This window comes from Acuticoccus sp. I52.16.1, assembly GCF_022865125.1.
Classification (GTDB): Bacteria; Pseudomonadota; Alphaproteobacteria; order Rhizobiales; family Amorphaceae; genus Acuticoccus.
On the sequence record NZ_CP094828.1, the window covers coordinates 1,713,709 to 1,727,380 of the forward strand.

The window sequence follows — 13,672 nt, forward strand, 5'->3', positions numbered from 1 at the left end:
CCGGGACGGCGGGTCGGCCCGCGACGGCGCTCGGCCCCCGATCCGTCCGCCGACAGCGAGCGGCCGGACGCATCAGGGCCGTCTCGCCGCCGCAACCGGGTCGGCGGCGTGGAGAACTACGGCAGGAGCCGCTCCAGGTAGTCGCGCTCCAGGCGCGGCAGGGTCATGTCGCCGAGGCGATCGCGGAGTTGCTGCAGGATCCGGCGGGCCGCCTGCATCTCGATCTCGTCCGGGACGCCGATGCGGCTGGTGTCGGCGTAGGTCCCCTCGCGGCGGGAGCGGCCGAGCGGATCCCGGCCGGGGCCGGGTTGCCCCTGGCCCATCTGCTCGCCCTCCTGGCCGCCCTGCTGCTGCTGTGCCTCGGCGAGCTGGCGCGCCATATCCTGGGCGCCTTCACGCAGGGCCTGCAGCGCGTCGGACTGCTGTTCCACCGCCTCGCCGGTCTGGTTCTGGCCCAGCGCGTCGCCGGCGTCGCCCATCGAGCGCTGCGCGTCGCCCATCCGTTCGCCGGGGGCGAAGCCACGCTCGGCCAGGCGGTCCATCAGCTCGCCGAGCTGCTCGCGCAGGGCCTGTTGCTCGCGGCGCAGCCGGTCCATCGCCTCGGTGCGCTCCTGCGGGCTCATGCCCTGGCCGTTCTCGCCGCCGGGCTGGCCGAGCGGATTCTGCCCCTGGCCGGGCTGACCGTTGCCGAACGGCTGCTGGAAGGGACTGCTGGGCTGGCCGAACGGGCCGCGCTGCTGACCGAACCCGTTCTGTTGACCCTGTCCGGGCTGGCCCTGGCCCGGGTTCATCCCGTAGGTCTCGTCCATCAGCTGCTGCTGACGCTGGATCATCTTGCCCAGCTCGTCGAGCGTCTGGCCCTCTTCGCCCATCTGCCCGTTCTGGCCCTGTCCCTGGCCTTGGCCCTGCCCCTGGCCGCGCGCCATCTGCATATTCTGCATCATCTGCTGCATCTCGGCCAACAGCGCCTCGGCTTCGGCGTGGCGGCCCTGCTTGGCCAGCTCTTCGATGCGCTCGAGCATATCGTCGAGGTCGCGCTGGGTGATCATCTGCGCGTTGGGGTCGATCTCGCCTTGCTGCTCCATGTTCTGCATGTTCTCGGCGAGGGCGCGCATATACTCGTTCATCGCCTGACGCAGCTCGTCGGTGAGGCGGGCGATCTCCTCCTCGGGGGCGCCGTCTTCGAGCGCGCGACGCAACCGCTCCTGCGCCGCCTTGAGCGCACGCTCCGCATCGGACAGTCCATCGTCCTCCAGGAGGATGGCCAGCTCCCACAAGTGGTCGAGCATGGTGCGAAGCTCGTCGTCGCTTCGCGCGGCCACGAGTTCGGAATAGGCGACCCGGGCCGCCAGGAAATGCCCGGCGCTCTCCAGCGCCTCGGGGTCGAGGAGGATCATGTCGAACGCGTCGATCACCCGTGCGGCGGCGTTCGCGTCCATCGCCAATTCGGCGCGCTGCTCGATCACCGCGCGGGCGACCGGGTTGGTGAACGGGCGCGACGGCAGGCGGAAGATCGCCGGGTCGCTGAGGCCGACCTGGCCCAGCCCGTCGGTCGCCTTCAACGTCAGCTCGACTTCCCGGCCGGCATAAGGGTGGGCGGTAAGGTCGTGGACGGTGCGCGCCGCGCCGCGCATGCCCGCCCCGCCAGGGAGGGTGAGCGCGAAGGTCGGATCTTCGACCAGCGGCCGCCGGTCGCCGTCGGCCTCGACCGGACGGGCGGTCGCCTCGGCCGTCGCGATGCCGTAGTCGTCGTCGAGCTGGTAGCGCAGCTCGAAGGTGTCGCGCTGGGCGTTCGTGGGCGCCTCGGTGAAGCGGACACGAGGGGCGGCGTCGGGCTGGGCGGTGAAACGCCAGGATTCGACCGGTTCCCCGTCCTGCCGGACGTCGACCGACATCGAGCTGTCGATCTCGACCTTGCCTTCCATGGCGCTGACGGCCTTGGCCTCGGCCCCGTCCAGCATCGTCATCTCGCGCGGGCCGGCATTCTTGGGGCCCATGACGTGCAGCGTGGCGCCGGCGATGCCCTGGGTGCGGACGGTGAGGATCGACCCGATCGGCACCCGGATACCGTCACCCGTGTCGACCCGCGTGGCGGACGACAGGAAGAGCGGCGAGCGGCCGGTATAGGATGGCGGCGTGACCCATGCGTCGAGCCTGAACTGCGGACCTGTCGCGACCTCGGCCGGCTCGGTGAAGTCGAACGGGGTGATCAGACGCTCGGCCAGTGCGCCGGCGCCGACGACGATGCCGATGAAGCCGACGATGCCGACCACGGCGCGGACCGCGTAGGGATCGTGGGGTACGAGGTCGGCCCGCGGGAGGGGCACGCGCAGGGCGGCCAGACGCTTCTCGGCGCGCGCCCGGTGCGCCTGCCAGACGCGTTGCGAAAAGGCGTCGCCACCCGGGGCGAGGCTGTCCTCGTAGGTGTTGAGGGGCTGGTGATCGAGTTTGGCGTCGGCCTCCAGGCGGCGCATGGCGTCGGCCCGTCCGGGCATCGTCAATGCGATCAACCGCCAGCCGGCCAGCACGAAGAGCACCAAAAAGGCGGCCAGTCCCACCAGCTTGGCGGCCGGTGACAGGCCGACCCACAGCCCCATCCACGCCGAGGCGAGGAAGAGGACCACCACACCCACCATGGGCGCCAATGCGGGCCACAGCCGCTCCCAGGCGAGAGCCGCCCTCGCCGAGAGGATCAGGCGCGACAGGCGCGTGTTGAGCGGTGAGGCCATAGTGCACGTCCCCTTGATACGCATGGTGGGCGCAAGCCGACGCCGAGCTTAAACGCGAGAAAGCAGGCGGCAAGCCATGCGGGGGTTATTCACGTCACGAAACAGTGTTTCCGGCTGTGGCGGAACGTCCCGCCCGCCTCATCGTCGGAGAATTCTAGCATACCGTGCCCATGCGTACCTGCGCCCTGACAGCGCGGCCACCGGCCCGGCACCGCACGCCGGGATCGACCTTGCCGAGAGCCACGAACTGCTCGACCGATCTACCCTGCCCACCGATCGGCTGAAGGAACCTTAAGGCGTCGAGACGACGAATGCAACCTTTGCGTGCGACGCTAGGACGTGCTATCGAAATCCGGCGCCGCGGCGTCCGCCAGCCAGTCGGGGACGGTGTCGCGGGCGATCTGCTCGGCCGGCGTCATCGGCCGGCGTACCACGGCGAAGCGATCGCCGGAGACCAGCACCTCCGGCACCCATGTACGCGTATTATAGGTGGAGGACTGCACGGCACCGTAGGCCCCCGCGCTCATCACGGCGAGGAGATCGCCCCGCTCCACCGGCGCCATTTCGCGCCCCAAGGCGAGGTAGTCTCCCGTCTCACACACCGGCCCCACGACGTCGACGCGGCGGCGAGCGCCCTCGCGCGGCAGGACAGGGAGGATCTCATGGTGCGCATCATAGAGCGTCGGCCGTATGAGGTCGTTCATCGCGGCATCCGCCACGACGAAGGCCTTGGCCTCGCCCTCCTTGGTGTGGACGACGCGAGTGAGCAGGATCCCGGCGTTGGCGGCGATCATGCGGCCCGGCTCCAGGACGACGCGGCAGCCGAACCGGTTGGCGTGGCGCGCCACCAGCGCCGCGTAGTCCAGCGGCAGAGGCGGGTCCGGCAAGGCGGGATCATAGGGAACCCCGAGCCCGCCGCCGAGGTCGATATGGTCGATCTTGTGACCATCGGCGCGCAGGATTTCCAGGAGGTCGCCCATCACCATGAAGGTCCGGTCGAACGGCTCGAGCGCGGTGATCTGCGAGCCGATGTGCATGTCGACGCCGCACACGCGCAGGCCCGGCAACGCCGCCGCCTCGGCGTAGATCGCGCGGGCACGCGACGCCGGCATGCCGAACTTGGTCTCCGAGGCGCCCGTCGCGATCTTCGCGTGGGTCTTGGCGTCGACGTCCGGGTTGATCCGCAGCGAGACCGGGGCGCGGACCCCCTTCTCGGTCGCGATGGCCGAGAGGCGGTGCAGCTCGCTCTCGGACTCGGCGTTGAAGCAAAGGATGCCCGCGTCGAGGGCGGCGGCGATCTCCGCGTCCGTCTTGCCGACGCCGGAGAACACGATCCGTTCGCCCGGGATGCCGGCCGCCAGTGCGCGCATCAGCTCGCCACCGGAGACGACGTCCATCCCTGCGCCGAGGCGGCCGAGGAGCGACAGCACCGCCTGGTTCGAGTTCGCCTTCATGGCGTAGCACACCAGCGTGGGCACGCCCGCTTCCTTGAGGGCGTCCGCGAAGACGCGGTAGTGCCGCGTCAGCGTGGCGGACGAGTAGACGTAGCAGGGCGTACCCACCGCCTCGGCGATGGCGGCCAGGGACACGTCTTCGGCGTAGAGGGTTCCGGCGCGGTCGGCGAAATGATGCATTACTGCAATATCGGATCGAGGATGAAGCTGCGATCCGGCACTTTCGTGCTGTTCGGATCGCTCGGGAAGCGCTCGACGGTCGGCAGGCCCTGCGCGGATTCCGGGATTTCTCCCGACCCGCGGCGCCCGCAGGCGCCGAGCGCCAGTGCGCCGGCGATCACGATGACGAGCGCTGCCTTCATGCTCCCTCCGGCCACAACACGGCCCGCCAGCGGGCGGCCTCTTCGCGCACCCGCGACGGGGCGGTGCCGCCGAGCGAGGTGCGGCTGGCCACCGACTTGTCGACCGAGAGCACCTCCAGCGCGTCGGCGGTGATGCGCGGGTCGACGAACCGCAACTCCTCAAGGCTCAGCTCGGCGAGTTCCTTGCCGGCCTTGTCCGCCGCCAGGACCGCGGCCCCGGTGATATGGTGCGCCTCGCGGAAGGGGAGCCCGACCTCGCGCACCAGCCAGTCGGCAAGGTCGGTCGCGGTGGTGTGCCCCTTTGAGGCGAGCGCGCGCATCGCGTCGACGTTCGGTGTCAGGTCACGGACCATGCCGGCCGTGGCGCGCACGCACAGCGAGAGCGCCGGCATCGCGTCGAACAGCGGCGGCTTGTCCTCCTGCATGTCCTTCGAATAGGTCAGCGGCACGCCCTTCATGACGATGAGCAACGTGTTCAAGGCGCCGACGATGCGGCCGACCTTGGCGCGCACCAGCTCCGCCGCGTCCGGATTCTTCTTCTGCGGCATGATCGACGAGCCGGTCGTATAGGCGTCCGACAGGCGGATGAAGGAGAACGGCGCCGAGCACCAGAAGACGACCTCCTCGGCGAAGCGCGAAAGGTTGACCGCGCAGATCGAGGCGGCGGCCAGCGCCTCCAGCGCGAAGTCGCGCGCGGACACGCTGTCCAGCGAGTTGCGGGTCGGCCCGTCGAAACCGAGCTGGCGGGCGGTCATCTCACGGTCGATCGGGAAGGCGGTGCCGGCGAGGGCGGCGGCGCCCAGCGGAGACGTGTTCATCCGCCGGCGCGCGTCGGCGAGCCGGCCGCGGTCCCGCGCGATCATCTCGACGTAGGCCAGCATGTGGTGGCCGAACGTGATCGGCTGGGCGGACTGCAGGTGCGTGAAGCCGGGCATCACCGTCTCGGCGTGCTCCTCGGCGCGCTCCACGAACGCCCGGCCGAGGTCGAGGAGTTCTGCGTCCAGCGCGTCGAGCGCGTCGCGGACCCAGAGCTTGAAGTCGGTCGCGACCTGGTCGTTGCGCGAGCGGGCGGTGTGCAGGCGGCCGGCGGCATCGCCGACGATCTCCTTCAGCCGCGCCTCGATGTTCATGTGAATGTCTTCGAGGGCGCGGGAGAAGGGGAACGTCCCGCCCGCGATCTCGCCGGCGATCTGGTGCAGCCCGGCGGAGATCGCCGCCGCGTCCGCGTGCGACACGATGCCGGTTTCCGCCAGCATCGCCACATGTGCCAGAGAACCGGCGATATCCTGGGTCGCCAGAGCCTTGTCGACGTCGATCGAGGCGTTGATCTCTTCCATGATGGCGCCGGGTCCCGCCTCGAAGCGGCCACCCCAGAGGGCGTTGCCGGAGGGGGTCACGGGGCGGTTCATGGGTGCCTCCAACGGGGCTTGAGCGAAAGGACGACTGCGTGTCGCGGCATCGATGGCTTTCTTACGGTGGGGCCGCGCTCGGCGCCGTGGCGATCTTCGTGGCGACGGTGGTCATCACCGCCCGTCCGACCCTCTTTAGTGACCTCGTCCGCGGGCCGCAATGCCAGGCCACCCGCGCCATCGCCGAGGCGGTCGCCCCCTATGCCCGCGGCCAGGTCGCCGCCTTCCGGCCCGTCACACCGGCCGACGTGTCCACTCTGCCGTTCGACGGCAGCGGCGAAAACGCCCGCACCATCGGCGAGTTGAAGGGCCGCGTGACGCTGTTGAACCTGTGGGCCACATGGTGCGCGCCATGCCGGGCGGAGATGCCCTCGCTCGCCGCCCTGCAAGAGGCGAAGGGGAGCGACGACTTCGCCGTGATCGCAACCTCGATCGACGACCGCGACGCCAACCGGCCCGAAGCCTTCCTCGAGGAGACCGGCGCCACCGCCCTCGCCTACCATCGCGAGCCGACGCTGACGCTCTTCAACTCGCTGCGCAGCGCCGGGCTGACCGAGGGGATGCCGACCACGCTGCTCCTCGGTCCGGACGCCTGCGTCGCTGGCGTGCTGGCCGGCGCCGCACCGTGGGACGGCGCGGACGCCAAGGCCCTCGTCGACGCCGCGGTCGCCGCGCACTGACCGCGTCCGCCCGCATCGCGGCGCCGCCCGGCGAGCCGTCGCCGGCTCACGGGCTCGTGACCGCGGACGGCCCGTATTTGACTTGCCTCCGTCAAATATTCCCAAAGCATAACAGCCGGCTTGGTTAACGACACTCCCGAACGGTGCATCTTCGCAACAAGATGCCAAAAATGTGTAAGTCTTCGACGCCTTTTGGATTGATCACGCCGACCACATCCGGGACGCTTGCAAATATCAATTTCTTGAATTTGCGGAGCTGTCTCATGCGTCAGGTGTTTACCGGAGTGTTCGCCGCCGCTCTCGTCCTCAGCGGCATGATCGCCACGGCCTCCACCGCGCAGGCGGCGCGTGTCACGGCGACGATCGACCTCAGCCAGCAGCGGATGTACGTGTCGGTCGGCAAGAGCCACGCCTATACTTGGGCGATTTCGTCCGGCCGCAAGGGCTACCGGACGCCGACGGGCACCTATCGCCCGACGCGGATGTATCGCAAATATTACTCGCGCAAGTACGACGGGTCGCCGATGCCGAACTCGATCTTCTTCCGCGGCGGCTACGCCATCCATGGCACCGGCTACGTGAAGAACCTCGGCCGCCCGGCCTCGCACGGCTGCGTGCGCCTGCACCCCAGCAACGCCAAGACCCTGTACAATCTCGTGCAGCAGCACGGCCCCGGCAACACCCGCATCCGCATCCGCTACTGAGCTACACCGCCCCCTCGGTCGGGATGTTGACCACCTCGCCGCAGTGCTTGCAGTGCACCGCGTCGAGGTCGTGCTTGGCGAGCCCGCAGGTCGGGCATTCGTAGGCGACCTTGTTGGGGCGGAAGATCGTCTGCACCAGACGCAGGAACAGGCCGACGCCGAACACCATGATGACGATGGTCAGGACCCGCCCCCAGGTGTCGCTCACGGTGATGTCGCCGAAGCCGGTCGTCGTCAGCGTGGCGATCGTGTAATATAATGCATCGACGAATGTGTTGATCTGGTCGTTGACCGGACGCTCGATGACGAACACCAGCGACGTCGTGATGAAGAGGAAGACGGTGAGGTTGAGCGCGGCTTCGACGAGCTCTTCATGCCGGCGGAACCACTGCGAATCGCGCCGCAGGTCGACCACCAGACGGTAGGATCGCAGCACGCGCAGCAGCCGCAGGACGCGCGCCAGCGCCAGGTCCTGCGCCACCAGCGAGCCGAACAGTGCGATGATCACCAGGAGGTCGACGTAGAACATCACGCTGCGCAGCTGCAGCAGCGAGCGGCGCATCGCTAGCGTGCGCGCGGCGAGGTCGAGGGTCAAAACCACACCGATCGCGACGTCGACATAGGGGAACCAGTCCGCCGTGCCGGTCACCGTGGTGACGACGAAATAGCTGATCGTCACCACGTCGAACGTCAGCATCGTCAGGCGGAAGCGGCGGGAGGCGGACGAGAAGCCGAAGTAGAGTTCGCGAAGCGTCTGCAGAAAACGTGCCCAACGCGAATGCTTCATCTCCGGGAGGCCTGTGGCCAGCCCTTCTCCCATACGATCACTCCCTTTCTCTCACTATGCGTTGAACACGCCTCGCGTTCCACCGGCCCCCGAAAGCGGCTAGAAATGGTGCAACGAGGGGGAGGGAACGATGCAAAATAGGTTCACGCGCGCCTGGCTCACCGCGGCCGCGCTCGCCGCCGTGCTGCTCGGTGCGGGCACCGCCCGCGCGGAGCGCTCCCTGGAGCGTCTCAGCGACTTCGACCTCCCGGGGGCGGACTACCGCACGCTCCGCTCGGTCCCGCTGGCGCAATGCGAAGAGGCCTGCCTCGGCGACGCCACCTGCGCCGCGTTCACGTACAATGAGCGCGCCCGCTGGTGTTTCCTCAAGTCGGCGGTCGGCGAGCGCGTCGGTTATCCGGGCGCGACCTCGGGCGTGATCCGCGTCACCGAGGACGGCGGCCCCGCCCTGCCACTGCCCGACATCGCCTACCTCCCCGCCGCGCTGGAGGCGGACGCCACCCGCCTGGAGGCGCAGCTCTCCGCCGTGCGCCGGCTCGACCGCACGGTCGGCGTCATCACCCCCGCGCTCGCCCAGGCCGCCGACCGGCAGCGCTCGAACGACTATCTCGCCCTCGCCGAGACCCTGCGCAGCACCGAGTTCGAGGACTATTCGGACCAGCAGGACGCCATCCAGCTCGCCGGCGCCGCGGCCTATCTCGGCCTCGAGGCGGCGATCTCGCCGCCGCAGCAGGGCCGGGCCCTGGCGCTGATTTCGCGCGTGATGGAGACCCAAGGGCTCTTCCGCCCGGCGATCGAGGCGTCGGCCGCCAGCGTCGCGCTCAACCTCGACGCCGCCGAGCGCGACCGGCTGGCGACGTTGCGCTCGCAGCACGGCTTCCGCGTCCTCGACTACGAGGTCGACAGCGACACCACCTCGCCGCGCCTGTGCGTGCAGTTCTCCGAGCCGCTGGTGGGCGACGCGACGGACCTGCAACGCTTCGTCACGCTCGACGGCGTGACCGACCCGACCCTCTCGGTCGAGACCCGGCAGCTGTGCGTCGAGGGGCTGGCTCACGGCGAGCGCTATGTCGTCAGCGTGCGCGCGGGCGTTCCCTCCACCGTCGGCGAGACGCTGCAGGCGCCGGCCGAGTTCCGCGCCTACGTGCGCGACCGCTCGCCGATGGCCAGGTTCGAGACCAACCGCTACGTGCTGCCCGCGGGCGCCGAGGGTATCCCCGTCACCTCGGTCAACTCCGACGAGCTGGAGCTGAAGCTCTACCGCGTGAACGACCGCAACATCGCCGACGTGGTGCGGCGCGACGAATTCAAGCGCGCGCTCTACCCCTACGAGGTCGAGGAGATCGCCGAGGAGCGTGGCGCCCTCGCCTGGGAGGGAACGGTCTCGGTCGAGGCGACGCCCAACGAGGACGTGCGCACGCTGATCCCCCTCGCCGACGTGATCGAGCGGACGGAGCCCGGCGTCTACGTCATGACCGCCATCCCGGCCGAACTCGCCGACCGCTCGGACCGGTTCGCGACGCAGTGGTTCGTGGTCTCCGACCTCGGCCTGTCCACCTTCTCGGCCGGCGGCACGGTCGACGTTTTCACCCGTTCGCTGCATGGCGCCGATGCGCTGGCGGGCGTCGAGGTGGCGCTGCTCGCCCGCAACGACGAGGTGCTCGCCACCGCGACGACCGACGCCGAGGGCCACGCCAAGCTGGTGTCCTCGGCGTCCACCTCGGGCAGCCGGGCCCCCGCGCTGGTGACGGCCCGCGTGGGCGACGACTACGCCTTCCTCTCCCTCGTCGGCGGCGCGTTCGAGCTGACCGACCGCGGCGTCGCCGGCCGCACCGCCCCCGGCCCGGTCGACGCCTTCCTCGCCACCGAGCGCGGCGTCTACCGCGGCGGCGAGACGGTGCACCTCACGACGCTGGTGCGCGACGACACCGCCCGCGCGCTGGCGCTCCCCGTCACCGTGCGGCTGGAGCGGCCCGACGGCGTCGTCTCGCGCACCCTGACGGCGCGGGCGGACGACGCCGGCGGCCTCGCGCTCGACATGCCGCTCACCACCAACGCCGCCACCGGCACCTGGACCGTCTCGGCCCATATCGACCCCAAGGGCCCCGCCGTCGGCACAACGACATTCCTCGTCGAGGACTACGTGCCCCAGCGGATCGAGGTCGACGTCACCACCGAGGCGACCGAGGCGGTCGCCGGCGGCGCCATCGACGCCGCCGTGCAGGCCGATTTCCTCTACGGCGCACCGGCGGCCGACCTCATCGTCGAGGGTTCGCTCATCGTGCGCCCGGCGGCGAGCCTCGCCGGGTTCGAGGGCTACCGCTTCGGCCTCATGCAGGAGCCGTTCACGCCGACCCGAACCCCGCTCTTCGACGTCCCGCGCACCGGGGCCGACGGGTCCGCCGCCCTCACCGTACCGATCCCCGACCTCGAGGACATCTCGGCGACGCTCGAAGCGCGCGTCGTCGTCTCCGTGCGCGAGCCGGGCGGGCGGCAGGTGTCGGACGCGCTGACCGTGCCGGTCGCGACCGACCGCCCGCTCATCGGCATCAAGCCGAAGTTCGACGACGGTCAGGTCGCCGAGGGGACGCGCGCCGGGTTCGACGTGATCGCCCTCGACCCGGCCCGCGCCCGCATCGGCGGCGCGGCGGAATGGACGCTGACCCGCATCACCCGGAACTTCCAGTGGTACCGCCGCGACGGCCGCTGGTTCTACGACAGTACCGAGCGGCTGGAGGAGATCGCCGGCGGCACGGTCGAGATCGGCACGGAGACGCCGGCCGCCGTCTCCGTCCCGGTCGACTGGGGCCGCTACCGGCTGGAGGTCGTCGACGCCGCCGACCCGCACATCGCCAGCTCGGTCGCCTTCAACGCCGGCTGGGTGAGCGACAATGCCGCCGCCGACACGCCCGACATCCTGGAGGTCCACCTCGACAGGGAGAGCTACGCCGTCGGCGACACCGCGACCTTGAAGATCGTGCCGCGCTACGCCGGTCAGGCGCTCGTCACCGTCCTGTCGGGCGGCGTGCGCCATCACCAGACGGTCGCCGTCCCGGCCGAGGGGGCCGAGGTGCCGCTCACCGTGGCGCAGGGCTGGGCGCCCGGCGCCTACGTCGGCGTGACGCTGTTCCGCCCGGTGGAGGCGACGCCCGGCGCGCCGCCGCTGCCGCAGCGTGCCGTCGGCATCGCCCACATGGCCGTCGGCACCGCGGCCCACCGGCTGGACGTCGCCATCGACGCGCCGTCGACCACCACGCCGCGCCAGACGGTCGACGTGCCGATCGCCATCGGCAACCTCGACCCCGGCGAGACCGCCTATCTGACGCTGGCCGCCGTCGACGTCGGCATCCTCAACATCACCGGCTACACCCCGCCGGACGCGGCCGGGCACTTCCTCGGCCAGCGCCGCCTGGCGGTGGAGCTGCGTGACCTCTACGGCGACCTGATCGACGCCTCGGGCGCGATGCGCGGGCGCGTGCGCTCCGGCGGCGACGGGCCAGGCTCGGGCGGCGAAGCGCTGCCGCTCTCGGAGGAGCCGGTCGCGCTCTTCACCGGCGTGATCGAGGCGGACGCCTCGGGCAACGCCACCGCCAGCCTGGAGCTGCCGTCCTTCAACGGCACGCTGAAGCTCATGGCGATCGTGTGGACCGACACCAAGGTCGGCAACGCGTCGGCCGACATGATCGTGCGTGATCCGGTGGTGGTCGCGGGCACCCTCCCCCGCTTCCTGGCGCCGGGCGACGCGACGCGCATGCGCTTCGACCTCCACAACGTCGCCCATGCGGCGGGTGAATACAGCCTCGCCGTCATGGCCGGCGGCCCGGTGGTGCTGGACGGCGGGCGCGACACGTTCACCCTCGACGAGGACGAGCGCACCGCGGTGGAGATCCCGGTCTCGGCGACGGGCGTCGGCGAGGCGGCGATCATCGCCCGGCTCGACGGACCGGACGGCCTCTCGATCACCAAGGACTACGTCCTCACCGTGCGTCCCGCGGCCGCCGAGGTGCGCGAGCGGCGGCTCCTGGTCCTCAATCCCGGCGACACCTACACCCTGGAATCGGACATCCTGCGCCCGTTCGACAACGACGCCTCGGTGACGCTCGCGGTCGGCAACGCCAACCTCGACACCGTCGGCCTCCTTCGGATGCTCGACCGCTTCCCCTACGGCTGCGCCGAGCAGACGGTGAGCCGCGCGCTGCCGCTCCTCTACGTGAACAAGGTCGGCGCAGCGCTCGGCATCGACCCCGACACCGAGCTGCCGGAGCGGATCCGCGGCGCGATCACGCGGGTGCTCGCCAACCAGTCGTCCGCCGGCGGGTTCGGCCTCTGGGGGCCGGGCTACGACTTGTGGCTGACCGCCTACGTGATGGACTTCCTGACCCGCGCCCGCGAGGCCGGCTACGAGGTGCCGGCCATCGCCTTCCAGTCCGGCCTCGACCGCTTGCAGTCGGTCCTCTCCTACGTGGGCGACATCGAGGGCGAGCGCGGCACCGACATCGCCTATGCGACCTACGTGCTGGCCCGCAACGGCCGCGCCGCCATCGGCGACGTGCGCTACTTCGCCGAGGAGCGGCTGGACGACTTCCCCGCCCCGCTCGCCCGCGCCCAGCTCGCCGCCAGCCTGGCGCTGAGCGGCGACGGGAGCCTCGCCGAGCGGCTGTTCTCCACCGCCGTCGCAGCAAACCTGAGCGAACCGCGCGTCTACCGGGCCGACTACGGCACGCCGGTGCGCGACGCGGCCGCCATCGTGGCGCTCGCCGCCGAGTCGCGCGTCGCGACCCCGGTGCTGGACACGCTGGAGGGCAAGCTCGACGCGCTGCGCAGCGGGGTCGACCGGTCGTACTCCACGCAGGAGGCCGCCTGGCTGCTCCTCAGCGCCAACGCCCTCTCCGAGACGGGACGCGAGGTGTCGGTCGGCGGCGTCGCCACCGAAGCGCCGTTCAGCCGCGGCGTCACGCGCGAAGAACTCGACGCCGGCCTCACCCTCGCCAACCACGAGGACAAGCCGATCGCCGTCGCCACCACGGTGACGGGCTCGCCTCTGGCGCCGCAGCCGCCGGTGTCCGCCGGCCTCACGGTGGAGCGGACCTTCAAGACGCTGGAGGGCGAGGCGGTCGACGTCGCGAGCGTCGCGCAGAACACCCGCCTCGTGGTGACGGTGACCTTCTCCAAGACGGTCGAGGACGCGATGCAGGTGATGCTGACCGACCTCCTCCCGGCGGGCTTCGAGATCGAGAACCCGCGGCTGGTCGGCGCGTCCGACCTCGCCGCGATCCCGATGGCCTCCGGCGGCCAGGCGCCCGAGCATACCGAGTTCCGCGACGACCGGTTCGCCGCGGCGTGGGACCTGTCGCGCGGTGGCGTCGGCCGGCCGATCACCGTGTCGTACATGGTCCGAGCGGTGACGCCGGGGACGTTCACCCTGCCGGCGAGCGAGGTCAGCGCGATGTATCAGCCGGGCTTCGTCGCCCGCACCGAGGCGGGCTTCCTCTCCGTGGTGCCGACCCGCTGAGCGAGCCGACCGCCTCGCCCCCCGGCGCCGCACCG

8 protein-coding genes are annotated in these 13,672 nt (G+C 70.7%); 3 read left to right on the forward strand and 5 right to left on the reverse strand.

Annotated elements, in window-relative coordinates:
- Positions 1-116 precede the first annotated feature (116 nt).
- From MRB58_RS07755 to argH, 4 genes are all read right to left on the reverse strand, one after another.
- Positions 117-2,729, reverse strand: coding sequence for a TIGR02302 family protein (locus MRB58_RS07755; RefSeq protein WP_244781155.1), 2,613 nt, complete (start codon positions 2,727-2,729; stop codon positions 117-119).
- Positions 2,730-3,061: 332 nt separating this feature from the next.
- Positions 3,062-4,363 (reverse strand): diaminopimelate decarboxylase, encoded by a 1,302-nt coding sequence (lysA, locus tag MRB58_RS07760; RefSeq protein ID WP_244781156.1) that lies wholly within the window; start codon positions 4,361-4,363, stop codon positions 3,062-3,064.
- Entirely contained in the window at positions 4,363-4,545 is a 183-nt protein-coding gene (locus MRB58_RS07765; RefSeq protein WP_244781157.1) for a hypothetical protein, read from the reverse strand. The genes lysA and MRB58_RS07765 overlap by 1 nt, the downstream gene beginning before the upstream one ends.
- Complete coding sequence (argH, locus tag MRB58_RS07770) at positions 4,542-5,954, reverse strand: argininosuccinate lyase (protein WP_244781158.1); 1,413 nt, start codon at positions 5,952-5,954, stop codon at positions 4,542-4,544. The genes MRB58_RS07765 and argH overlap by 4 nt, the downstream gene beginning before the upstream one ends.
- 38 nt (positions 5,955-5,992) lie before the next feature.
- On the opposite strand from argH, the gene MRB58_RS07775 reads away from it, so the two are divergent.
- Together MRB58_RS07775 and MRB58_RS07780 are read left to right on the forward strand one after the other, a co-directional pair.
- On the forward strand, positions 5,993-6,634 hold the full coding sequence (locus tag MRB58_RS07775) for a TlpA disulfide reductase family protein (RefSeq protein WP_244781159.1): 642 nt from the start codon (positions 5,993-5,995) through the stop codon (positions 6,632-6,634).
- 263 nt (positions 6,635-6,897) lie between these two features.
- Positions 6,898-7,338, forward strand: coding sequence for a L,D-transpeptidase (locus MRB58_RS07780; protein WP_244781160.1), 441 nt, complete (start codon positions 6,898-6,900; stop codon positions 7,336-7,338).
- 1 nt (position 7,339) lies between these two features.
- Here the strand turns inward: MRB58_RS07780 and MRB58_RS07785 are convergent, their stop codons facing one another.
- On the reverse strand, positions 7,340-8,125 hold the full coding sequence (locus MRB58_RS07785; protein WP_244781161.1) for a potassium channel family protein: 786 nt from the start codon (positions 8,123-8,125) through the stop codon (positions 7,340-7,342).
- Positions 8,126-8,255: 130 nt separating this feature from the next.
- On the opposite strand from MRB58_RS07785, the gene MRB58_RS07790 reads away from it, so the two are divergent.
- Positions 8,256-13,637, forward strand: a complete 5,382-nt coding sequence (locus MRB58_RS07790) for an alpha-2-macroglobulin family protein (protein ID WP_244781162.1) — start codon at positions 8,256-8,258, stop codon at positions 13,635-13,637.
- Positions 13,638-13,672: the final 35 nt, after the last annotated feature.